Here is a 23390-nt window from a genome sequence, read left to right on the forward strand (position 1 = left end):
TATACTTGTCAAGCGAGCAACCTGGAGGGTTTTGGTGACCGAGAACGACGACAAGCCGGGGCACCTGGCGCGCCGGTTCCAACAGATTGCGGTGGCGGTCTTCCATGCCGCGGTCGAGGAAGCCGGCTATGACCTCACCCCAGTTCAATACGCAGCGCTCACCACCATCGGGACGCAACCGGGAATCGATCAGGCGACGCTTGCCGGGTTGATCGCCTATGACAGGACGACCATCACCGGCGTTGTGGATCGGCTGGTGCAGAAAGGCTTGCTGGTTCGGCTGGCTAGCCGCACCGACAGGCGCGCCCACGCGTTGCAGGTCACCGATGAAGGACATCGGACGCTCGACGGGATAGAGCCGGCAGTCGAGGCTGCACAGCGGATCTTGTTGGCTGGCCTGTCCAATGCCGAGGCCGCGACACTCATGCGGCTCTTGCGCAAGGCCATCGCCGCCGGCAACGAACTTAGCCGCGCCCCGCAGCAAACGGCTTTGACAGATGCCGCCAGAAAGAAATAGCTTTCGTTCGTCAGGCAGCGACGACGGGAAGCCCACGGCCCCCTACTCGGCGCGCGTGTTGACAAGCCTTAATCCGGTCGTTTCCTGCCGACGTCCAGCTTAAATCGCACCGACTGCTATCTTTTTTGGCTTGCTGCTTAATCCGTGATCGCTGGCGCGCGAATCTTTCGAGAACAGGACGCGGCGCTCCGCGCCAGTCGTAAGCACACCCCGCTCTTTATCAGCACCGGCCCAGGACTCCTTATTTTCCTACCCAAGCACGAAAATTGCATAGAACGGCCCTGCCTGCACAGCGAGCAACGCCATGAACCTGATCAATCTGGACATCCGCATGCTGCGTTCGCTGATGTCGGTCGTCGAAACCGGCAGCATCACCGAGACGGCGCGGCGGCTTGGTCGTACCCAACCCGCGATTACCCTTCAGCTACAGCGGCTGGAGGAGCTCACCGGAAAGGCGATTTTCATTCACGAGGGCCGCCGGCTGTTTTTGACGGCGGAAGGCGAGACGGTCCTGAGTTACGCACGATCGATCGTCGGATTTCACGACGAAATGTTGTCGCAACTCGCCTCTCCGGACATCGAGGGTCACGTGGTGCTCGGCACCCCGGACCTCTATGCCGCCTTCATGCTCCCCTCGATCCTGAGGATTTTCCGCAAAGCCTTTCCGCGCGTTCAGCTGGAGCTGAACTGCTCTCTTTCGACACCACTCGTCGGATGCGTGAAGCGCGGCGAAGTCGATATCGCGCTGGTGACCCGCATGAACGATTTCACCGGCGGACAGGTGGTGCGGCAGGAGCAGTTAGTCTGGATGACCGGGGAGCAATCCACGGCGCATAACGAAAAGCCAATCCCCCTGGCGCTGCTGCCGCCGGGCAATATCTTTCGCGACCATGCGATCGAACGGCTGGAAGCATCAAGACTCCGATGGCGCATTGCCTGCGTCAGTCCCAGCGTCGGCGGTTTGCAGGCCGCCGCTTTCGCCGGCATGGCGGTCACCGTCCTCGGCCGCTCCGCACTGGTGCGCAACATGCGCGAGATCGGCGACAAGGAAGGGCTGCCGCCGCTGCCTAAGGTCGATCTCCTGCTGTATAAGTCCCCGACCGCGACATCAAAGGCCGCGAGCGCCCTGCACGACTATCTCGCACACTATCTCAATCTCGAAGACGAGCTCCTGCTGGGCAAGGAGCTTCCGCTATCCGAAAACGACAGCAGCGCAAGCCGATCAGCTCATCTGGGGCCGAAACTCGGTCCAGGGCCGCGCCCGCTCGAAGGCAGCGGCGATGCGGATGATGAGCCCCTCCTCGAGCCACGGCGCGATAATCTGAAGTCCAATCGGAAGCCCGTCGCTGTCGAAACCGCAAGGAATCGTGGCGGCCGGCAGCCCGGTCAGATTTATCGGCCAAGAGAACGGCGACCAACCTAGGTGGCGGTCGACGGCAACGCCGTCGACTTCATCGACCCCAAGTGCACCGGCTGGAAATGCCGTCACGGCCACCGTCGGCGTGACGATCGCATCGACCTTGCCAAACATTTCCAAAAACGAACCGCGCAGGCTGTTGCGGCGATAGCTGGCCTCGACATATTGGACGCCGCTATACACTGCGCCCTTCGCCACGACGTCACGGTAGTCGCCATCCGAGCCTGCGAGCGCGCTGGCGTCGCGGGCCGCGACGGCTGCGGCCTGCTCGGTGTAAGCGATCGGCTTCAAGATTCGTTCGAGCATATCAGGTTCGAAATGAACACAATCCGGAACGATGCTGGCGCCAAGCGAACCGAGCGTCTCAACCGCCGACTGAAAGGCCTTGCGAATGTCGGGCGCCACCGCCGCATAGCCGAAGTCGACACTGCTTCCGATCCTGATCCCGTCGAGCTTTACCGCTGTGGCGTCAAAGCTGCGCGTCGGCACCGGCAGGCTGGCGGCATCACGCAGATCGTGGGCCGCGATCACTTCGAGAAGCAGGGCCGCGTCGGCGACCGTACGCGCAATTGGTCCGGTATGTGCGAGCGACGCCCATGACGGCGGCGCGAAGCCCGGCGACCTCGGAACCAGCCCAAAGGTCGGCTTGATGCCGACCACGCCGCAGAAGGAGGATGGCACGCGTATCGATCCGACTCCGTCGGTGCCGATCGCGAGCGGCCCGCATCCGGCAGCGACCGAGGCCGCGGCCCCGCCACTCGATCCGCCACTGGTCCGTTTCGTGTTCCAGGGGTTGCGCGTGATACCGGACACCGGGCTGTCGGCCGTCAGCTTGTAACCGGATTCGCAAGTCGTGGTCTTGCAGGTCACGATTGCACCTGCCGCCTTCAAGGCCGCAACGGCCGCGCCATCGACGGTCGGCACCAGATCCCTGTTGGCGGGCGCGCCTCCGAGCGCGCGCACGCCGGCGACATAGACAAGGTCCTTGATGCTGACCGGCACGCCGGTCAGTTTGCCTGCCGGCTGCCCCGCGGACCAGGCAGCTGTCGCCACGTCAGCCGCCTTGCGCGCCTGATCATAGGTCTCGGTCACGACCACGTTGCAGGATGCATTGGTCAGTTCCAGTGCGGCAATCACATCCTCGATGACGTCGCGCGGCGTGAACCGCCTGGTGCGATAGCCCTCCAGTAATTCAACGGCTGACAGCCTGGCCAACGCATTGGCTTCAGTGGCGCCGTCGGCGCGGGCCTTTCCTGCTTTCACGGCAACCTCACAACGTCTGGAGAGCGGCCGCTATGGCCTTCTTTGCCATCACAGTCACGAGATGGGCGCGGTATTCCGCATCCGCGTGGATATCGGAGCTGAGGTTTTCCGAACTCACCTTGATGGCGGCGACTGCACCCGGCGTGAACGAGCCTTCGAGCGCAGCTTCCATCGCTCCGACGCGAAACACGCCAGGCCCCGCCCCGGTCACTGCGACCCGGACCTTTCCGGCCTTCTTCGCCGCGCAGACGCCGACGACCGCATAGCGCGACGCCGGGGATTTGAACTTGGCATAGCCGCCGGCCGACGGCACCGGGAAGCGCAGCGCAATAATGATCTCGCCCGGTTCGAGCGCCGTTTCAAACAGCCCGCGAAAGAACGCGTCGGCGGCGATCTCCCGGCGATCGGTCACCACAATCGCATCCAGCGCGAGCACCGCGGCCGGATAGTCGGCCGAGGGATCGTTGTTGGCGACCGAACCGCCGATCGTGCCGCGGTTGCGAACCGCGGGATCGCCGATACCGGCGGCGAGACTGGCCAACAGTGGGATCTTGCCGCGCACCAGTTCTGATTCCGCGACATCGACATGCCTGGTCATCGCGCCGATCGTCAGGACATCGTCCTTGAACGAAATCCCCGCCATTTGCGGGATCTTCGACAGGTCGATCAGCGCGGCCGGCGCCGCCAGCCGCTGCTTGATGGTCGGCAGCAATGTCATCCCGCCGGCCAGTGGCATGCTGTCTGCCACACCGCCAAGCAGCGCCGACATCTCGTAAAGCGTGCTCGGCCTGTGAAATGCAAATGATCTCATTTCGACTTCTCCTACTCTGCGGCCTGCGGCATTGCGGCATTCTGAATGACGCGCCAGATCCGGTTCGGCGTCGCCGGCATATCGACATGCATCACGCCAAGATGCGACAAGGCATCGACGACGGAGTTGATGACGGCCGCGGGCGACCCGATGGTGCCGACCTCGCCGCAGCCCTTCACACCCATCGGGGTGTGCGTACACAGCGTGGAATGGGTCTTGATCGTCATGTTCGGCAGATGATCGGCGCGCGGCATGGTGTAGTCCATGAACGATCCTGACAGCAGCTGCCCCGAGACGTCGTCATAGACGGCGTTCTCATAGAGCGCCTGGCCAACGCCTTGAACGATGCCGCCATGCAGCTGGCCTTCGACGATCATCGGGTTGATGACGGTGCCGACGTCGTCGACCGCGGTATATTTCTCCAGCGTCACGATCCCGGTCTCGGGATCGATTTCGACCTCGGCGATGTGGCAACCGCCGGGATAGGTGAAATTGACGGGATCGTAATAGGCCTGCTCCTCCAGCCCGGGTTCGAGGATTTCGAGCGGATAATCGTGCGGCACATAGGCGGCGCCCGCGATTTCCTGAAAGGTCTTGCTGCGGTCGGTACCGGCGACCGAGAAGACGCCCGCCTCGAACTGGATATCCTGCTCACTGGCTTCGAGCAGGTGCGCGGCGATCTTCTTGCCCTTAACGACCACCTTGTCGCTGGCCTTCGAGAGCGCGGCGCCGCCGACTACCAGCGAACGCGAGCCATAGGTGCCCATGCCGAATTGCACACGGTCGGTATCGCCGAACACGATGTCGACATTGTCGAAGGCGACCCCGAGCTTTTCCGACACGATCTGCGCGAAGGTGGTCTCGTGCCCCTGCCCGTGATTGTGGGTCCCGATCAGCACGGTCACCTGCCCGGTCGGATGCACACGCACGGTGGCGCTTTCGTAAAGACCGCCGCGGGCGCCGAGCCGGCCGGCAAAGCGTGACGGTGCAAGGCCACAGGCTTCGACATAGGTCGAATAACCCAGCCCGCGGAACTTACCGTCGCGTTCCGACGCCGTCTTGCGTTCCGCAAAGCCGGCGACATCCGCCGCCACGAGAGCGCCTTCGAGGCAGCCCATCGGATCGCCGGAATCATACTCGACCAGAACCGGCGTCTGGTACGGATAGGCTTCCTTTGGGATGATGTTGCGGCGGCGCAATTCGACGCGATCGATGCCCATTTCCTTGGCCGCGACATCCACCAGACGCTCGACCACGAAGGTGGCTTCCGGACGCCCGGCGCCGCGATAGGCGTCGACCGGCACCGTGTTGGTGAAGACCACCTTCACGTTGCAATAGATCGCGGGCGTGGTGTAAACGCCGCCGAGCAATGGACCATAAAGGTTGGTCGGGATGTTGGGGCCGAAGGTGGAGAGATAGCCGCCCATATTGGCCAGCGTGACCACCTTCAGCGCCAGGAATTTTCCGTTCTCGTCGAGCGCGAGTTCAGCCTCGGTGACGTGATCCCTTCCGTGCCGGTCCGAGACAAACCCTTCCGAACGGTCCGCTACCCATTTGACGGGACGGCCGACGCGTTTGGCCGCCCAGGTGATCACGGCCTCCTCGCCGTAATGGAATTGCTTGACGCCAAAACCGCCGCCGACATCGGGCGCCACCACGCGCACTTTCTGCTCGGGGATTTTCAATACCAGCGCGCTCATCAGGAACCGCACCACATGCGGAAACTGGCTGGTGGTCCACAGCGTGTAGTGGCCCGTTCCACCATTATATTCGGCGATCGCCGCGCGCGGCTCCATCGGGTTGCCGATCAGGCGATTGTTGACGAGGCTGAGGCGCGCTACATGCGCGGCCTTCCTGAACGCGGTCGTAACCGCGGCCTTATCGCCGAGCTCCCAATCGCAGCAGAGATTGTTCGGCACGTCGTCGAACAGTTGCGGTGCGCCGGGGCGAACCGCTTCGAGCACGCCGACTACCGCCGGCAGCACGTCATAGTCGATCACGACCGCTTCCGCCGCCGCGCGCGCGAGCTCCAGCGTATCGGCGATCACGAAGGCGACCATGTCGCCGACGAAGCGCACCTTGCCCTGCGCCAGCATCGGAAACGCCGGCTCCTTCATCGGCAGGCCGTCCGAGCCGTGAATGCCCCAGCCGCACGGCAGCGAACCGAGCCCGTCGGCGGCGACGTCGTCGCCGGTGAGAACGGCCTCGACGCCCGGCATTGCCAGCGCCGCCGTCCTGTCGATGCCACGGATGACAGCATGGCCGTGCTGGGAGCGAATGAACACGCCGAACGTCATGTCAGCGCGCTTGACGTCGGCGACGTAGTTGCCGCGGCCGGTCAGAAACCGGAAATCTTCCTTGCGACGGGGCGCGGCGCCAATTCCGATAATGTTGGACATGGCTATTCTCCGATCGCAGGTGCGTTCATGGCGGCGGCACCGGCCAGCACCGATGCCACGATGTTCTGATAACCAGTGCAGCGGCAGATATTGCCTTCGAGGCTGTGGCGGACTTCAGCCTCCGTCGGCGCCGGGTTCTTCGCGGTCAGCGCCACCGCCGTCATCACCATGCCCGGCGTGCAGAAGCCGCATTGCAGGCCGTGATTTTCATGAAACGCCTGCTGCATCGGATGCAGGGCGTTCGAACCGCCCGGCCCCGACAATCCCTCGATGGTCGTCAACGTGCCGCCGTCGAGCATCGGTGCAAGCAGAGTGCAGCTCTTCACCGCCTCGCCGTTGAACAGCACGACGCAGGCGCCGCACTGGCTGGTGTCGCATCCGACATGGGTCCCTGTCAGGTTGAGGTTCTCGCGCAGCAATTCGGCGACCAGCGTCGCAGGCTCGACATCGACCGTCCGGGGCCGGCCGTTAAGCGCAAAACTGATTTTCATCTGGCATCTCCGGGGGCTGGGGCTGACATCAGGCAAGAACGCGGGCGCGGCCCGCCGACCAGGTCGCAAGCAGCATATCGCCGACATCGAAGGGATCGCGGAAGAACGTCCGCTCCGGGATGTAGGCGACAAAATCCTCGTCAGGCAACGTGTCGAGCATGACCTTGACGAACGATCCCTGGTACTCGATGGCGACGACGCGGCTCGGCAGCGCCGTCGCGCCATCGCCGAGACCGCCGGCGTCGACCCGCATCAGTTCGATATCGTCGCGCCGCACCGCCAGATCGATCCGATCGCCGACGGAAAGTCGCGCATCGGCGCACAGCCCGACCTGGATCCCGCTGCGGTTCGGCTGCGACAGCACGACGTGGCCATCGCCGATCTTCTCGACCTTGCCGGACAGCACATTCTGGCCGCCCAGGAATTCCGCGACGTAGCGGTCCCGCGGATAGGCGTAGACGTCGCGCGCCGGCCCCGATTGCTTGATCTTGCCCTTCTCCATCACCACGACGATGTCAGCGAGTGCGATCGCCTCGAGCTGGGTATGGGTAACGTGAATGAAGGTGATGCCGAGTTCGCGCTGCATCCGGCGCAGCTCCTGGCGCATCTGAACCCGAAGCTGCTCGTCCAGCGCCGACAACGGCTCGTCAAGCAACAGCACCCGCGGTTCGGTGATCGCCGCGCGCGCCAGTGCGACGCGCTGCTGTTGTCCACCAGACAGATTGGCCGGCAACCGGTCCGCCAGTTCGGTCAGCCGCACCTTTTCCATCATCAGATCCGCAGCCTTGTAGCGCTCGGCCCTGGATTGGCCGCGCACCCGCAGCGCGAAGGCGATGTTATCGCGTACGTTCAGATGCGGAAACAACGCGTAGGACTGGAACATCATCGCAGTGCGTCGCTCGACCGGCGCCATTCCCGCGACATTCTCGCCGCCGATCACGATCTCGCCCGCGGTCGGATCCTCGTGACCCGCAATCATCCGCAGGATCGTGGTCTTGCCGCAGCCGGAGGGCCCGAGAAAGCAGCAATAGGCGCCGTCGGGAATTTTGAGGTTGACGCCATCGACCACGTTGGTCGCGCCATCGTAACTCTTGCAGAGACCTGCCAATTCGATATCGCCGGCGCCTGCGCGCATTCCCAATTCCTCAGTGCGTTGCCGCGCGCACGCCGCGGCGCTTGTTGATGAAAACAATGGCGGCGATGCAGCCGCCGATGATCGCAAACGACACGATCGTGGTAACGGTGCCGAGCGCATAGAGCGATGGCGACGTCACGTTGAGCGTCATGCTCCAGATTTCGAGCGGCAGGGTGTTGAGCGAGCCCGCGGTCTGCAGCGTGCGGGCGAACTCGTCATAGGACAGCGTGAAGCCGAACAACGCGACCGCAACCAGGCCGGGCGCCAGCACCGGGATCACCACCAGGCGGATGGTCTGCCAGCGGGTGGCGCCGAGATCGCGGGCCGCCTCCTCCCACACGCTGTTGAAGCGGGACATCACGGCGAACATCACCAGCACGCCGAACGGCAGCGTCCACGACAGCTGCGCACCCAGCGCGGAGGTGTACCAGCTCGCGTTGATGCCGAGCCACTGAAACAACAGACCGATGCCGAGCCCGAGCACCAGCCCGGGCGCCACCAGACTGCCGATCATCAGGTAGAACACGAAGGTGTCACCGAAGAAGCGGCGGCGGAACGCCAGCCCCGCCATCAGCGACACGACCAGTGTAACCACCGTCACCAGCGCCGCCAGTTTGATCGAACGGTCGAACGATCCCTTGACGTCGCCGGTGCGCACCTGCGTGAACAGATCGACGAACCAGTGCAGCGAATGCCCTTTCGTCGGAAACACCAGTCCGCCGCGGATATCCTGGAACGACAGGATGTAGATGCAGATCATCGGCCCGTAGAGTGCCGCGACGTAGAGCGTGAAAACGGCCGCGAGCGCGTAGAACGTCCAGGGGCGGCGATCGCCGCGCGCGACGGCGGGGACACGCCGGGTTCTGACCATAGCCATATCAGCCTCGCCGAGAGCGACCGTCATTGCGTGATCTCCCGGCGAATATCGACGACGCGCAGGATCAGGGCGATGACGGCAATCAGAACGACGGTCAGCAGCACCGCGCTGGCCGCGGCGATCGGATATTGCAGCACGCCGACGTTCTCGTAGAACGCGCTGACGACGGAAGCCGACCCGCCGCCGGACATCACCTTGACCACAAAGAAGTCGCCCATCACGATCGAAATCACGAAGGTCGATCCCAGCGCGATGCCACTCTTCGACATCGGGATGATGATGTAGCGCATCACGTCGAGGCGGCTGGCGCCGGCGTCGAGCGCCGCCTCCACCACCCGCTTGTCGATGCGCGCCAGCGAATTAAAGATCGGCACCACCATGAAGATCGTCAGCTGGTGGACATAGGCGATGACGACCGCGAGACCGGAATAGAGCAGCACTTCCAGCGGTTCGCGGATCAGGCCGACGCCAAGCAACGCCGAATTGACGAGTCCTTCCTTTCCGAGCAACGGTATCCAGGAAATCATCCGGATGATATTCGAAGTCCAGAACGGAATCGTGCAGATCAGAAACAGGCCGATCGCGAGCAACTGGTTCCTGACATGGAAGACTAGGAAATAAGCGACCAGGAACCCGATGATCAGCGTGAACAGCCAGGTCAGCACCGCGAATTTCAGCGTCGCGACATAGAGATGGAACGTCTGCGCCGAAGTCAGCACATCGGCGTAGTTTGCCAGCGTGAACGTCGGCAGCAACCCGCCAAAACCGTCGGTCTCGAAGAAGCTCGCGACCAGCACGACCAGCGTCGGCAGCAAGAAAAACGGCACCAGCACCAGCATCAGCGGTGTCACGTAGAGCCATGCGCTCAAATTTGGTTGCCGCATCACCTGGCCTGACTGGACTTCATTTCGGATCTTTCGGGACGGCAATTTGAGGTTTGCCGGCGCTCGGGCTGCGCCGGCAGGACCATTCACATCAAGCGACCTTGAAATCGTTCCATCGCTTGTTCATGTAGGCCGCCTCATCCATCAGCGTGTTCCAGCAGGAGATGTTCTTGACCCGGTCGAGGAATGAACCGCCGTCCCGCTTGGTGCCGGCCTTCTCCATTGGCACGCCGTAGGGATCGTTGATGACGGAGGGCGCGGGCTTGCCGTCGTACCAGAAGTCCCACTCCGCCGCGGTCAGGAACTTCTTGGCCGTCGATGGCACCGGGCTGTAATAGCCGTAGCGCCCGACAAACCCACCCTGCCAGCCCGAGAGATACCAGTTGAGATAGTCGTAGGCGGCACCGAGCTTCTTGCCCGACAGGTGCTTCATCAGGCCCATGCCGTTGCACCAGCCGCGATAACCTTCCTTGCCGTTCTTGACGTTGACCGGCGCATAGACGCAGGGAATCTCCTTGACGCGGACGGCGGCAACCGCCGGCGACCACATCGACTGGATCACCACCTCACCTGCCGCCATCAACTGCACCGACTGGTCGAAGGTGGTCCAGGTCGCGCGGAACTGACCGGCCTTCTTCAGTTCGATCAGCTTGTTGCAGGTAAAGTCGATCTCCTCCTTGGTCATGTTGCCCTTGTTGCCGTACTTGATCAGGCCGGCGCTCTCGAAACAAAGGGCGGCGTCCATGATGCCGATGGCGGGAACGTCGAGGATGGCGGCCTTGCCCTTGAACTTCGGGTCGATCAGGTCCTTCCACTCGGTAATTTCACGGCCGACGAGATCAGGACGATAGCCGATCGAGTCCGCATTATAGACCTGCGGCAGGAAGGTCGCCCATTCCGTCACGCCGTCGTTCAATTCGGTCGAATTCGGCTTGGCGATATACATCGCTTCATAGGGGGAAATGCCCTGCCGCGGAATCTTGTGGCCGTCGATCTCGCCCTTGGTGAAGATCGGCAGGATGTTGTCAAACTCCTTGATCTTCTTGACTTCGATGCCCTGGATCACGCCGCGCTTGGCGGCAAGCTTGGCCTGCCATCCCTCGAGATCCGCGATATCCACCGAGTCCGGCTGGCTGATGAAGCGGTTGATCGAGGCCGATGTATCCAGATTCTGCATCGTGACCTTGAAACCGAGGTCCTTTGCCGCCTGATCGCCGATCGCCTTGACCACCGAGTAGGAGACGCCGACATGCCGGAGCTCGATGTCCTTGATCTCCTGCGCCCAGATCGTCGGGAAGCCGCGAAACGCGTCGGAGCCGACAGCTGCGCCCGCCGCAGCCGCACCAGCTTTGAGAAGCGCCCGCCTCGAAAGACCTTTCTTCTTTACCGGAAGTTTGGACGAACCGGCCTTCGCACCGTCCTTGTCGTCATCAAACATCGTTCTCTCCGTTCGCGTTTGGTGGACCAGCCTGCACCCCAACCGGCTCGTTCGTTTGCGCGACCGTGTTGATGATCAACCGTAGCGAGGGAGAAATCCGATTGTAAAATCGGAAGTTAAAATTCCACGTATAAGGACGACTAATGTAGATCGCCGCCTGCTCAATGTGGCAGCAAGCCGATCTATAATTTGACCTTTACTTTGGAGAACGGTGGACGACCGATGAGCAGATCACGGAGGCTGCCTGGCGTCGTTTCGACATTGACGGTCCAACCAGGATGTCGAAATTCGGGATTGCTACCGTCGTCGGAAGCTGAGTTGAACCTTCATGGACGCTCACGGTGCAATGGCGGTCGCGGCCGAGGAAGCGGCAGATTAATCGACACCAGTCCTGAGGATCGCCAGCGCGAGCGCCTGGGCGCGCGGGACGATGCTGTCGAGTTCGAGATATTCCTGTGCGGTATGGGCTTTGCCGCCAACCGGGCCTACTCCGCAAATCGTCGGGGTGCCGACGCTCGCGGTGAAGCCGGAATCGGCGCAACCGCCGGCGAATTCGCCGTCGAGGTTAGGCAGGCCTGCATCCTTTGCCGCCGCGCGGTAGCCATCAAACAGGATTTTCGACGTCTCACTCTGCACCACCGGCAGGAATTCGCCGTTGATGTGCAGCTTCGCCGTCGTGCCCGGCACCGTCGACGTGGCGATAATGGCCTCGATCGCCGCCAGTGTGGTGGCGCGATCGGCGGGATCGATGTAGCGCATGTCGATCTGGCCCTCGGCATACGGCGCAGTGGTGTTGACCGACTGGCCGCCGGCGACCAACCCGACATTGAGGGTGATGCCTTTTGCAAGGTCGGTCAACGCGTGGATCTGCACGATCTTGTGCGCGAGTTCGCCGATCGCGCTGATGCCTTCGGCAAAATTGCCGCCGGAATGCGCCGCCTTGCCTGATATCTCGAAGCGCATGAACACGCCGCCCTTGCGGCTGGTGACGACGTTGCCGGTCGGCCGGCCGGGCTCGGAATTATACACCGCACGCGCAGCTCGGCCTTCACGTTCGATCACTGGACGCGACGATGGTGAGGCGATCTCCTCGTCGGCGGTGAGCAGCAGTTTGATCGGGCACGGCGCGCCGCCGAATTTGTGGAATGCCACGGCGACAAAGGCGTTGATCACCAGACCGGCCTTCATGTCGGCGACCCCCGGCCCATACGCCCGGCCGCCCTCGATGGTGAACGGCCGGCGCGCCACCTCGCCCTTGGGAAACACCGTGTCGCGATGCCCCATCAGCAAAATCGGCTTCTCGTTGCTGCCCGGCTTCGTCACCAACGCGTGGACGGCATCGCCGAACACATCATGCGGCTCGCGCCACGCCTCGATGCCGTGCGCGGCAAAATGCTGCTCGAATCGTGCGCCGACCGCATCGACGCCCGCCTTGTCATAAGAGCCGGAATCGATGTTCACGGCGTCGCGCAGCAGATCGATCATCGATTGCTTTTGCGACGCGATCCATTCGGTGATCTGCACTTCGGTACTGGCGGGCATGGCATTTCCTTCGTGGCAATCTATCGAGCCGCATCCGCCTCCATTTGGAGAAGGAGCGGCTCCCGGTTCTTACAATGCCAGTTCTTAAAGCGCCAATTCTTAAAGCACCATGGCGGCGGCGTTGTTTGACACGCCGGTCTTCCTCATCATCATGCGCGCAATCGCCTCGCCAATCACCACCGTGGTGAAATGGGTGTTGGCGCGGCAATCGGACGGCATAATCGAGGCATCCGCCACGCGCAGCGCGGCGATGCCCTTCACGGTGCCATCCGGATTGACCACGCCGTTGGCGTCGTTGAAATCAGCCATGCGGCACGAACCGGCGGCATGCTGGATGTCGCCGGTGTCGCGGCGGAGCAGCGCTTCGAGTTCCCCGTTCGGCAGCGCAGCGGCCTGCGGCAGCGTCAGGTCGGTATCGATCAGGCGGATCCACTCGGCGATGTCAGCCAGCGCCGGCCGGGTGGTGAGCACGGCCAGCCGCTTCACCGCATCGACCATGCGCAGCAGGTCGCGGTCGTCGGCCAGCATGTTTTCGTCGACGATCGGATCGATCGATGGGTCGGTCGAAGCCAGCTTCAAATTGCCGCGCGAATAGGCGTTGAACAGCCCCGCACCGATGGCACCGGGGTTGCCGACGCCGCGATGGTTGAAAGCGATCAGGATCATGTCGCGCTTGCCTCCATCCGCCAGCCCGGACGAATACGTCACGCAGCAATTGGTGTGACGCGTGTCCGGATCTGTCGGCTGGAATTCGTCGCGCAGCTTGATGGTAGCGCGAAACAGCGGATGGTCGAAGAAGTGCCTGCCGACCGGCAGGTCGCGCTCGACCGCGATGCCCATCGCCTTCAGCTCGTCGGCCGGGCCGATGCCCGAACGTAGCAGTATCGCCGGGCTATGGATGGCGCCGGCGCACAGCACGATCTCGCGCGCCTTGATCTCCGAACTGCCCTGCCCTTCGATGTGAGCCAGCACACCGGTGGCCTGACCGTCCTTGATCAGGAGGCGGTCGACCAGCGCGTGACCCCGGATCTCCAGATTGGCGCGGCCGCGCGCCGGCTCCAGATAGGCTTCATTGGTGGTGATGCGGCGGCTGTCGCGGCTGTTGATCGGATAACAGGCGACGCCCTCGCCAACCGGCCCGTTGAGATCGGCACACCACGGATATCCCGATGCCAGCGCGGCGTCGCGCAGCCCGCGATCGATCGGCCCCCACTTCTCCGGCGGCGCGCGATAGACGGGCAACGGTCCGCCGCGGCCATGACCTGCGCGGTCGCCGAACTCGAAATCATCCTCGATGACCGAAAACAGCGGCATGACCTGTTTCGCCGACCAGCCGGTGCAGCCACCAGCCGCCCATTCGTCGAACGCGTCAGCCACACCGCGGATGGCGATCTGGCCGTTCATCATCGAACTGCCGCCGAGGCCCTTGCCGCGCCAATAGAAGCGCGCCTCCTGCCCCGCCACCCGGCGCGTCAGCAAGTTAGGCCACTGCCATTTCTCCTGATATTCGCGCATGTGAATGATTGGAATCGGATTCGGCGTCCGGACCTCCCAGGGCGCCTCATCGGCGCGCCAGTCGAGGCCAGCTTCCAGCAGCAGCACGCGCCTGGTGCCATCCTCGGAGAGCCGGGCGGCAACCGCGGCGCCGGCAGAACCGCCGCCGACTACAATGACGTCATACATGGCGTTACTTCATACATGGCGTTACTTCTCGATGTTCCAGAAGATCGGAATGGCGGACGGTATCAAACCGCGCAGATTGGCGCGATAGGCGGCCGGCTGAGCGAACTGTCCCCACGGAATGCCGGGTGCCTGATCATACATCACGGTCTGGATCTCGGAAGCAATCTTCTTGCGATCCTCCTCGGCGGGAGCCTTGGCAAAGGCGTCCAGCAGCGGAGTGATGCGCGGATCGCACTGCCAGCCCGTGAAGTCGGCGCAGTTGAACGCCACCATGACGTTGGTCAAGGGTGACGCCAGATCGAAGCCGCCGGCGTGAACGCCATAAACGCTCCAACCTTCCTTCTTGGTGCGACGGGCAAGCACCGAGGCCCAATCCATCACCTGCAGATCGACATTGAAGCCGGCCTGCTTCAACTTCTCTGCAAGGACCTGCGCCGAAATGCGCGGCGCCTCGAGGTCGCTGGCCTGCATCACGATCACAGGCTCGCCGGCATATTTCGTCGCCTTGAGCGCCGCGCGCGCCGCCTCGACGGAAGGTTTCGCGGCTGCTTCGGTTCCGGCCTTGCTGTCATAGGTGGTGCCGCAAGTAAAGAACGTTGCGCAAGGTGTGGCGTATTTGGCATCGAGCCCCAACCCGTCCATCACCTCGCGCTGATCGACCAGCTTCCACAGTACGCGCCGGATCGCCGGATCGTCGAACGGCTTCTGCGTGGCGTTCAGGCGATAGGCGCCGGCAAACATGTTGCCGCCGGTGAAGTTGACGACCTTCACGCGGGCGTTCTTTTCCAGAACCGGCAGCAGGTCGAACGGCGCGTATTGCATGTAATCGACTTCGCCGGTCTGCAGCGCCGACGCCGCGGTGGATCCATCCGGAATGACGCGAATTTCCAGCGTGTCGATGTTGACGCGCTTGCCGCCGGCCAGGAAGTCGGCGGGTTCGGAACGCGGCACATAATCGGCGAACTTCTTCAAGATCATGCGGTCGCCGCTGCGATGATCGGCCTTGCTGTAGACGAACGGCCCGGAACCGACGATTTCGGTGATGCGTTGATCGGCCGGCGTCTTGGCCACCCGCTCCGGCATCATGAAGGCAACAGGGCTGACGGGATTTCCGAGCGCATCGATCACGAGGCCCGAAGGTTCTTTCAGCGTCAGCACGAACGTCCTGGCGTCAGCAGGCTCGAGCGATGCGGTGATGGCGAAGATTCGCCGGCCAAGCGCGTTGCGCTGTCCCCAGCGGCGCAGCGATGCGACGCAATCCGCTGCCGTGACTGGCTGGCCGTCATGCCATTTCAGGCCGTCACGCAAGCTGAACGTGTAAACCAGTCCGTCAGGCGAAACCTTCCAGTCCTGCACCATCTGCGGCTTGATCTCACCCTTGGTGTCCTTTGCGAACAGGGTGTCGAACACCATGAACCCGAAGGTCCGCGAGATATAGGCCGGCGTAAAATGCGGATCGAGCGTGGCGATTTCCGCTTCCAGCACCGCGACAAGATTGCCGCTAGCATAGGACGGCGTAATCGCCGGAGCCGCGCCGAGCGCGAGCGAAAACGTGGCAGCGATGAAAGCCTTCAATTTGAACATGGATGCCTTTTTTGGGTTCGTGAGGAGAGTCTGCGAGGCTTCGGAAGCCGAGAAACGCACCCCCGCAAGCAGGTGCTTAATCAAGCAATGTCCGTGCCGTGTGGGGCACGCTGCTCATGTCGCAACGACTACCTGCCGTGCATTTGCCGAGGCCTCGGAGCACCGGTTGTGACGTTGGTCCCGGCACGTCGCCTTCGAGAATGAAGCGATCGCAGACGTATCCGCGCCACAACTACGGCCGCGCGCGCATGCCGGATCGCCGGCTGATTGAGGAATTGGATTGCTTCGCGCCTCAGCGTCGCTGGTTATAAACGTCAAGACATACCGCGCCCAGCAACACGAGGCCCTTGATCACCTGCTGGTAGTCGATCCCGATGCCGAGGATCGACATGCCATTGTTCATCACCCCCATGATCAGCGCGCCGATCACGGCGCCGGCGACTCGCCCGACACCGCCATAGGCCGAGGCCCCGCCGATGAAGCAGGCGGCGATCACGTCGAGCTCGAAGCCGACCCCGGCCTTTGGTGTCGCGGTGTTGAGCCTTGCGGCGAACACCAGGCCGGCGAGCGCGGCCAGCACACCCATGTTGACGAAGGTGAGGAAGGTCAGCCGCTCGGTCTTGATGCCTGATAGTTTTGCGGCCTTCTCATTGCCCCCTACCGCATAGATCTGCCGCCCGATCGTGGTGCGCGCGGTGATGAAGCCGTAGAGCGCGATCAGGGCGATCATGATCACGAGCACGTTGGGCAGTCCACGATGCGAGGCGATCAGATAGGTGAAATAGACGATCACGCCGAACAGAACTATGTTCTTGAACACGAAGAAGCCGGTCGGCTCGACCTCGACACCGTGGCTTGCGCGCCGGGCGCGGGTGGTGACGCCGACATATACCAGGCCAAGCGCCAGCACGGCGCCGATCAGGAGTGAGGTGGGGTTGAGCGAGCCGGCGCCGGGAAACAGTTCAGGAATGAAGCCGGAGGAGAGTTTCTGGAAGGTCGGTGAAAACGGGCCAACCGATTGACCTTGTAACACCGCCAGCGCCAGCCCCTTGAACACCAGCATGCCGGCCAGCGTGACGATGAAGGACGGAATCTTGAAATAGGCTACCCAATAGCCCTGCGCCGCGCCGATTAGCCCACCGAGCGCGAGGCAAATGATCGCGGCTGGAATGAAATGCATGCCGTAACGTACCATCAGCACCGCGGCGATCGCGCCGATGAAGCCCGCGACCGATCCGACCGACAGATCGATGTGCCCGGTGACGATGACCAGCAGCATGCCGAGCGCCATGATCACGATATAGCTGTTCTGCAGCACCAGATTGGTGAGGTTGAGCGGGCGCAGCAGCGTGCCGTCGGTGACGACCTCGAAGAACAGCATGATCGCGAACAGCGACAGCAACATGCCGTATTCGCGCAAATTGGCCTTGAGAAAGCCCGCATGCTTGCGCGCCTCGGGAAGCATCACGGTGTTATCGCTCATGGATGCGCCTCTCCCAATAGCTTCTCTTCCAGTTTTCGTTCCAGGTCTCTATCGACCAGTTGTTCGCCCTTGCGCACGATGACCCGCATGATTTTTTCCTGCGTCGCCTCGGCGTGATCGAACTCGCCGACAAAGGCCCCACCGTTCATGACGCAGATGCGGTCACAGATCCCGAGCAGTTCCGGCATTTCCGACGAGATCACGATGACCGCCTTGCCGGCATCGGCCAGCTCATTGATGATGCAATAGATCTCGTATTTGGCGCCGATGTCGATACCTCGGGTCGGCTCGTCCAGGATCAGGATTTCCGGATCGGTGAACAGCCATTTCGACAGCACCACTTTTTGCTGGTTGCCGCCGGACAGGTTGCCGGACGTCTGATAGACATCGGAACAGCGGATGCGCATGCGGTTGCGATAATCGCTCGCCACCTGCAATTCCTTGATGTCGTCGATGACGCGGCGGGCTGCGACACTATCGAGATTGGCAAGCGTGATGTTCTTGCGCACGTCTTCAGCGAGCAGCAGGCCGAGCTGCTTGCGGTCCTCGGTGACGTAGGCCAGACCGGCGTCGATGGCGCGGCTCACGGTCGAGAGGTCGATCTCGCGACCATGCAGCAAGGCGCGGCCCGTGATGTTGCGGCCCCAGGAGCGGCCGAACAGGCTCATGGCGAATTCGGTGCGGCCTGCGCCCATCAAACCGGCGATGCCGACGATCTCGCCGCGGCGAACCTGGAAGTCCACATTCTTGATGGCTTGCCGATCGGTATGCTGGGGATGATAGACCGACCAGTTCTCGACCTTGAACACCACCTCGCCTATCGCAGGCTCCCGCTTGGGGAAACGATGCTCCAGATCTCGGTCCACCATCTTGCGGATGATACGATCTTCCTCGACCGCGCCTAGCTCACAATCCAGCGTATCGACAGTACGGCCATCGCGCAGCACCGTAATGCGGTCCGCGACGCGGGCCACCTCGTTGAGCTTGTGCGAGATCAGGACCGCGGACATGCCATGGGAGCGGAACTCGAGTAGAAGGTCGAGCAGCGCCGCACTGTCGCTTTCGTTGAGGCTCGCGGTGGGCTCGTCCAGAATCAGAAGGCGCACTTCCTTGGACAGCGCCTTGGCGATCTCAACCAGTTGCTGCTTGCCGACGCCTATATCGGTGACCAGCGTGTCCGGCGCCTCATTGAGCCCCACTTTCGCCAGCAGCTGCTGCGACCGCCGGTAGACCGCGTCGCGATCGATCACGCCGAACCGCGACGGCGGGCTCGCAATGAAGATATTCTCCGCGATCGAGAGCAGCGGGATCAACGCAAGCTCCTGATGAATGATGATGATGCCGAGCGCCTCGGAATCGTTGATGTCGCGGAAGTGGCGCTCCTCGCCGTCATAGACGATGCTGCCGTCATAGCTGCCATGGGGATAGACGCCGCTCAGCACCTTCATCAAGGTCGACTTGCCGGCGCCGTTCTCGCCCACCAGCGCGTGGATCTCGCCTTGCCTCACGGTAAAATTGACGTCGTCGAGCGCTTTGACGCCGGCGAAGGCTTTGCTGATACCGCGCATTTCAAGCAATGTGGCCATTCAAGTTCCCTGGAAGATGCGGGAAGGCATGGATGGCCGGGGCATATGTTCCCCGGCCATCCGCTTCATTACAGCTCGCCTCAGTTGATTTGCGCCTTCTTGTAATAACCGCCGTCGATCAGGATTTTTTCCCAATTGGTCTTGTCGACGACTACAGGCTTGAGCAGGAAGGACGGCACGACCTTGACGCCATTCTTGTAGGTGGTGGTGTCGTTGACAGTTACGGTCTTGCCGCTCAACGCCGCGTCCACCATGTCGGCGGTGACCTTGGCAAGGTCGCGGGTATCCTTGAAGATCGTGGAGTATTGCTCGCCGCGCAGCATCGATTTGATGGAAGGCACTTCGGCGTCCTGACCGCTCACGATCGGCATCGGCATATTGCCGCTACCGTAGCCGACGCCCTTGAGCGACGACAGGATGCCGATCGAAAGGCCGTCATAGGGCGAAAGCACCGCGTCGACCCGCTTGGTGGTGTAGAACGCGCTGAGCAGATTATCCATCCGGGCCTGCGCCGTGGCGCCGTCCCAGCGCAGCGTCGAAACCTTGTCCATTCCCATCTGCTTGCTCACGACCACGAGCTTGCCGCTGTCGATATAGGGCTGCAGCACCGACATCGCGCCGTTGTAGAAGAAATAGGCGTTGTTGTCGTCGGGTGAGCCGCCGAACAGCTCGATGTTGAACGGGCCCTTGCCTTCCTTCAGCTTCAGCCCTCCCTCGATCGACTGCGCCTGCTGCACGCCGACCTGGAAATTGTCGAACGTCGCATAATAATCGACGTTGGGCGTGTCGCGGATCAGGCGGTCATAGGCGATTACTGTGATGCCCTTGTCCTTGGCCTGCTTGAGCACATCGGACAGGGTAGTGCCGTCGATCGAAGCGATCACCAGTACCTTGGCGCCCTTGGTCACCATGTTCTCGATCTGGGAGAGCTGGTTCGGAATATCGTCTTCGGCGTATTGCAGGTCGGTATTGTAACCGCGCTCCTTCAGCACCTTGACGATATTGTTGCCGTCATCGATCCAGCGCGCCGAAGCCTTGGTGGGCATGGCGATGCCGACAGTGGGCTTGGTTTGCGCGAGCGCGGGTTCCGCAAGGGCGACCGCGCCGAGCAAGATGGCCGATAGAGCAGATTTGAGCAGTTTCATGTTTCACTCCCAGGTGTTGAACGTTAATCGCCGCGTTATCAGCGGTTTGCTTTTGGCGCCGGTAACGTATCGGCGCATCATTGGGGAACGTCAGGCCGGCAGAGACGTGAACAGATGATCGGCCACACGTTATGGTTCCGCAAGTACATGCAGCCCTCATGGGCCGAATTGTGAAGCGACACATCATGACGAACCGAGCCTGATGCGCGGTTCCGGCCGCCCCCGTGCGCCGACATCGAGAACGAAGGTTTGGCCGTGGTGCGGGTCGGCAGCCCTGGCATGCTCGTCCATGCCCTCCCAGGCCGTGGTGACCAGCAGCGAAGCGAAATTCCGGCCGACAAAGACCGGGCAACTCGGCTGCTTCGCCGGAATCCTGATGGTGCGGACCCGATCGCCTGCCGGGGTGTAGGCATCGATGCACGATCCGCCCCAGCGCGCATTCCAGATCAGCCCATCCGCATCGACGACCGCGCCGTCCAGGCCGCCTACCCCGCCGCTGGCATCATAGAGTGTCTCGGGATTTCCGGTCGGCAGCGCGTTCGCCGGGTCGACGGCGACGCGGTAAAGGACGCCCTTGCTCGTATCGGTGAAGTAGGCCGTGGCGCCATCGGGCGAAAAGCAGATTGCGTTCGGGATGGTAATGCGGGCATAGAGCTGACGCAGCTCGCCGCGGTAAAAACGATAGATCGCGCCGGCTCCCTTTTCTGCGGTGCGGCCCATGGTCCCGATCCAGAGCGCGCCGCAGGGATGAACGCGTCCATCGTTGGAGCGGGTTGTCGCATTGTCCGCTTCGAGCGGCATATGAAGCGTGAGGCGGCCATCCGCGATGTCGCGGACATAGAGGCCATCTTCGGTCGCAAGCAATTGGCGCTTGTCATCGATGAAGGCCAGGACGCTGGCCATCAGCGGAAGCGCGTGCGAATTGACCGCGCCGGATGCAAGGTCGGCCTGAAACAATTGGCGCTCGATGATATCGAACCACCATGCGGTGTCGGTCGCCGCATCATAGGTGCAGCCCTCGCCGAGATGGCAATGCCAATCGCTCAGGATGCTGGTGCCGACTTCTTCCACGCGAGTTCCCTTATTCCCCTGCAACTTGATTGACGGAAAATCGATACAGCGACGTATGACGATAGGTCTGCCCGGGATCGAGCCGCGCCGATGGAAAATCGGGACGGTTTGGCGTGTCGGGATAGACCTGCGGTTCGAGGCAGAGCGCGTCATACTGCCGGTGAACGCGGCCATACTTGCCGGTCACGGACCCGTCGAGAAAATTGCCGGAATAGAACTGGACGCCCGGCTGGTTGGTCCAGAGTTCGAGAACCCGGCCCGACTTTGGCTCTTCCACGCGGGCGGCAAAGCGCGGCTCCGTGGTCGCGCCGCCGGGCAGACAGAAATTGTGGTCGTAGCCCTGCCGGATCTGAACCTGCTCGGCCGCATCGCGCAGGCGGGCGCCGACAGGATGGGATTTGCGAAAATCAAACGGCGTCGCATCGACCTTATCGGGCGCGCCCAACGGAATGCCGGCGGCACTGATCGGCAGATATGCGTCCGCCACGATCGTCACATGATGGTCGAGCACGTCGCCACTGGACTCGACGCCAGCGAGATTGAAAAAGCTGTGGTTGGTCAGATTGACGATGGTCGGCTTGTCGGTCACCCCTGAGAATTCAAGCGCGAGCTCGCTGCCACCGGAAATGCGATAGATGACCTCGGTTTTCAGCGTGCCGGGATAGCCCTCCTCGCCATCCGGACTGACATAGGACAGCGTGACGAACGGCGCCGGGTCTTCACCCATTGCCGTGATGGTCCATGGTTTGCGATCGAAGCCTGATAACCCGCCATGCAGCGCGTTGGCTCCGTCATTGGTGGGCAGCTGAAAGCGTTCGCCATCGAGTTCGAACGTGCCGCCCGCGATCCGGTTGGCATAGCGCCCGACCGTGGCGCCGAGGAAACGCCGAACCGCGAGATAGCCTGCAAGATCATCGCGGCCGAGGACCACATCGGCAAGGCGCCCGGCCCGGTCAGGCACGAAGATCGACTGCAGCGCCGCACCATAGGTGATGAGACGCACCTCAAAACCATCGTCACCACGCAGCCGCACCATTTCGATCGCGGTGCCGTCCGGAAGATGCCCGAATACCTCGCGGGCAATCTTCGCCGTCTGTGATTGGCCTGACTGCGTCACGTCATACCTCGATGAATGGTTCGACGTCGCGGCGCCGGCCGAGCATGAAGGCATCGGCGACATGGACCAGCGGCGACAGATCGACATCGGACGCACCGCTTGCGATCAGTTCGACGAAGCGCCGATAGATGCCGCGATATTCCGCCTGCTTTTCGTCAACCAGGATATGGCCATCATGCGAGAGATGGCTGCCGCCGGAAGAGAGCGTCAACCGCCCGGCGTCGGTCTCGACCCGGATGTCCCAGGTCTGGGGGCCGGTCTGGCGCCAATCGAACTCCGCCCGGATCGGAATGCACGTCTGGTCCGAAAAGACGAGATCGGCCGCGATCGGCGCCGCGCGATTGCGCGGGAAGGACAATTCGGCCTCCGTTAGAAAGAACGGCCGCGGCAGGATGCGGGTCAGGATCGAGAGCGCGTTGATGCCGGGATCGAACACGCCAAGTCCGCCCGGCTCCCAGATCCAGGCCTGACCGGGATGCCAGACCCTGACATCCTCCTTCCATTCGACGACCACGGATTTGATCTGGCGGCCGGCGAGGAAGGCGCGCGCGGGTTCGACGGCCGGCGCAAAACGCGAATGCCAGGTTGCAAACAGCGTTCGCCCGGTTTGCCTGGCCGCAGCGACCAGCGGATCGAGTTCACTGACGGTGGCGCCCGGCGGCTTCTCGAGCAGCACATGCTTGCCGGCCTTCAGCGCAGCCGCCGCCTGCGCGTGGCGCACCTGGGGCGGCGTGCAGAGCGCAACGGCATCAATATCGAGTCTGGCGTCGAGTAGTTCGTCAAGCGTCGCAAAATGCACGATCCCGTCGATCGAAGCATTGCGGCTGGCGATCGCGGCAAGTTCGATGCCGTCGGTGTCTGATATCGCCGGGATATGCTGATCCCTGGCGATCTTGCCGAGGCCGACGATGGCAATGCGAATGGTGGTCACGTCAATTCTTCTCGAC

The 23390-nt window shown here is 62.5% G+C and carries 18 protein-coding genes and 1 pseudogene; 2 read left to right on the forward strand and 17 right to left on the reverse strand.

All coding sequences use genetic code 11. The features are described 5' to 3' along the window. Positions 1-34: 34 nt before the first annotated feature. Positions 35-517 (forward strand): MarR family winged helix-turn-helix transcriptional regulator, encoded by a 483-nt coding sequence (locus JQ600_RS12090; RefSeq protein WP_212263741.1) that lies wholly within the window; start codon positions 35-37, stop codon positions 515-517. A 331-nt stretch (positions 518-848) separates the two neighbouring features. Next, a pseudogene (locus JQ600_RS12095) lies at positions 849-1652 on the forward strand (LysR substrate-binding domain-containing protein); the annotation flags it as partial. A gap of 87 nt (positions 1653-1739) precedes the next feature. On the opposite strand, the gene JQ600_RS12100 reads toward JQ600_RS12095, so the two are convergent. From JQ600_RS12100 to JQ600_RS12180, 17 genes are all read right to left on the reverse strand, one after another. Continuing rightward, positions 1740-3197: an amidase family protein gene (locus tag JQ600_RS12100; RefSeq protein WP_312010973.1), complete on the reverse strand. Its 1458-nt coding sequence runs from the start codon at positions 3195-3197 to the stop codon at positions 1740-1742. 7 nt (positions 3198-3204) lie between these two features. Next, positions 3205-4008 carry a xanthine dehydrogenase family protein subunit M gene (locus JQ600_RS12105; RefSeq protein WP_212263739.1) on the reverse strand — a complete coding sequence of 268 codons (804 nt, stop codon included), beginning with the start codon at positions 4006-4008 and terminating at the stop codon, positions 3205-3207. A gap of 11 nt (positions 4009-4019) precedes the next feature. Beyond that, positions 4020-6407: a xanthine dehydrogenase family protein molybdopterin-binding subunit gene (locus JQ600_RS12110; RefSeq protein WP_212388969.1), complete on the reverse strand. Its 2388-nt coding sequence runs from the start codon at positions 6405-6407 to the stop codon at positions 4020-4022. Positions 6408-6409: 2 nt separating this feature from the next. After that, positions 6410-6898 carry a (2Fe-2S)-binding protein gene (locus JQ600_RS12115; RefSeq protein WP_212388970.1) on the reverse strand — a complete coding sequence of 163 codons (489 nt, stop codon included), beginning with the start codon at positions 6896-6898 and terminating at the stop codon, positions 6410-6412. A gap of 28 nt (positions 6899-6926) precedes the next feature. After that, positions 6927-8033, reverse strand: a complete 1107-nt coding sequence (locus JQ600_RS12120) for an ABC transporter ATP-binding protein (RefSeq protein WP_212388971.1) — start codon at positions 8031-8033, stop codon at positions 6927-6929. 10 nt (positions 8034-8043) lie between these two features. Further along, the gene (locus JQ600_RS12125) at positions 8044-8910 is read right to left on the reverse strand and encodes an ABC transporter permease (RefSeq protein WP_409363300.1); all 867 of its coding nucleotides are present in this window, start codon (positions 8908-8910) and stop codon (positions 8044-8046) included. Positions 8911-8933: 23 nt separating this feature from the next. Then, positions 8934-9794 carry an ABC transporter permease gene (locus tag JQ600_RS12130; RefSeq protein ID WP_212388973.1) on the reverse strand — a complete coding sequence of 287 codons (861 nt, stop codon included), beginning with the start codon at positions 9792-9794 and terminating at the stop codon, positions 8934-8936. Between the two features lie 91 nt (positions 9795-9885). Continuing rightward, positions 9886-11232 (reverse strand): PotD/PotF family extracellular solute-binding protein, encoded by a 1347-nt coding sequence (locus JQ600_RS12135; protein ID WP_212388974.1) that lies wholly within the window; start codon positions 11230-11232, stop codon positions 9886-9888. A gap of 375 nt (positions 11233-11607) precedes the next feature. After that, positions 11608-12774, reverse strand: coding sequence for a M20 family metallopeptidase (locus JQ600_RS12140; RefSeq protein ID WP_249135845.1), 1167 nt, complete (start codon positions 12772-12774; stop codon positions 11608-11610). A gap of 99 nt (positions 12775-12873) precedes the next feature. Then, positions 12874-14457 carry a GMC family oxidoreductase gene (locus tag JQ600_RS12145; protein ID WP_212388975.1) on the reverse strand — a complete coding sequence of 528 codons (1584 nt, stop codon included), beginning with the start codon at positions 14455-14457 and terminating at the stop codon, positions 12874-12876. A gap of 21 nt (positions 14458-14478) precedes the next feature. Next, a complete protein-coding gene (locus JQ600_RS12150) occupies positions 14479-16041 on the reverse strand; it encodes an ABC transporter substrate-binding protein (protein ID WP_212388976.1) in 1563 nt (520 codons plus the stop codon). Positions 16042-16333: 292 nt separating this feature from the next. After that, on the reverse strand, positions 16334-17524 hold the full coding sequence (mmsB, locus tag JQ600_RS12155) for a multiple monosaccharide ABC transporter permease (protein WP_212388977.1): 1191 nt from the start codon (positions 17522-17524) through the stop codon (positions 16334-16336). Beyond that, complete coding sequence (gene mmsA / locus JQ600_RS12160) at positions 17521-19110, reverse strand: multiple monosaccharide ABC transporter ATP-binding protein (RefSeq protein ID WP_212388978.1); 1590 nt, start codon at positions 19108-19110, stop codon at positions 17521-17523. The genes mmsB and mmsA overlap by 4 nt, the downstream gene beginning before the upstream one ends. A gap of 80 nt (positions 19111-19190) precedes the next feature. Continuing rightward, on the reverse strand, positions 19191-20255 hold the full coding sequence (gene chvE, locus JQ600_RS12165; RefSeq protein WP_212263729.1) for a multiple monosaccharide ABC transporter substrate-binding protein: 1065 nt from the start codon (positions 20253-20255) through the stop codon (positions 19191-19193). A gap of 183 nt (positions 20256-20438) precedes the next feature. Next, a complete protein-coding gene (locus JQ600_RS12170) occupies positions 20439-21326 on the reverse strand; it encodes an SMP-30/gluconolactonase/LRE family protein (protein ID WP_212388979.1) in 888 nt (295 codons plus the stop codon). A 10-nt stretch (positions 21327-21336) separates the two neighbouring features. Further along, positions 21337-22443: an aldose epimerase family protein gene (locus tag JQ600_RS12175; RefSeq protein WP_312010974.1), complete on the reverse strand. Its 1107-nt coding sequence runs from the start codon at positions 22441-22443 to the stop codon at positions 21337-21339. Position 22444: 1 nt separating this feature from the next. Then, positions 22445-23374 (reverse strand): Gfo/Idh/MocA family protein, encoded by a 930-nt coding sequence (locus tag JQ600_RS12180; protein WP_212388980.1) that lies wholly within the window; start codon positions 23372-23374, stop codon positions 22445-22447. Positions 23375-23390: the final 16 nt, after the last annotated feature.

This window comes from Bradyrhizobium sp. AUGA SZCCT0176, from assembly GCF_018130145.1.
Lineage (GTDB): Bacteria > Pseudomonadota > Alphaproteobacteria > Rhizobiales > Xanthobacteraceae > Bradyrhizobium.

Bases quoted from the DNA above. Each gene is read 5' to 3' on its own strand.
- JQ600_RS12140 (WP_249135845.1), bottom strand. From the start codon at position 12,774: ATGCCCGCCAGTACCGAAGTGCAGATCACCGAATGGATCGCGTCGCAA.
- JQ600_RS12130 (WP_212388973.1), bottom strand. From the start codon at position 9,794: ATGCGGCAACCAAATTTGAGCGCATGGCTCTACGTGACACCGCTGATG.
- JQ600_RS12115 (WP_212388970.1), bottom strand. From the start codon at position 6,898: ATGAAAATCAGTTTTGCGCTTAACGGCCGGCCCCGGACGGTCGATGTC.
- mmsA (WP_212388978.1), bottom strand. From the start codon at position 19,110: ATGGCCACATTGCTTGAAATGCGCGGTATCAGCAAAGCCTTCGCCGGC.
- JQ600_RS12120 (WP_212388971.1), bottom strand. From the start codon at position 8,033: ATGCGCGCAGGCGCCGGCGATATCGAATTGGCAGGTCTCTGCAAGAGT.
- JQ600_RS12125 (WP_409363300.1), bottom strand. From the start codon at position 8,910: ATGGCTATGGTCAGAACCCGGCGTGTCCCCGCCGTCGCGCGCGGCGAT.
- JQ600_RS12135 (WP_212388974.1), bottom strand. From the start codon at position 11,232: ATGTTTGATGACGACAAGGACGGTGCGAAGGCCGGTTCGTCCAAACTT.
- JQ600_RS12150 (WP_212388976.1), bottom strand. From the start codon at position 16,041: ATGTTCAAATTGAAGGCTTTCATCGCTGCCACGTTTTCGCTCGCGCTC.
- JQ600_RS12110 (WP_212388969.1), bottom strand. From the start codon at position 6,407: ATGTCCAACATTATCGGAATTGGCGCCGCGCCCCGTCGCAAGGAAGAT.
- mmsB (WP_212388977.1), bottom strand. From the start codon at position 17,524: ATGAGCGATAACACCGTGATGCTTCCCGAGGCGCGCAAGCATGCGGGC.
- JQ600_RS12105 (WP_212263739.1), bottom strand. From the start codon at position 4,008: ATGAGATCATTTGCATTTCACAGGCCGAGCACGCTTTACGAGATGTCG.
- chvE (WP_212263729.1), bottom strand. From the start codon at position 20,255: ATGAAACTGCTCAAATCTGCTCTATCGGCCATCTTGCTCGGCGCGGTC.
- JQ600_RS12145 (WP_212388975.1), bottom strand. From the start codon at position 14,457: ATGTATGACGTCATTGTAGTCGGCGGCGGTTCTGCCGGCGCCGCGGTT.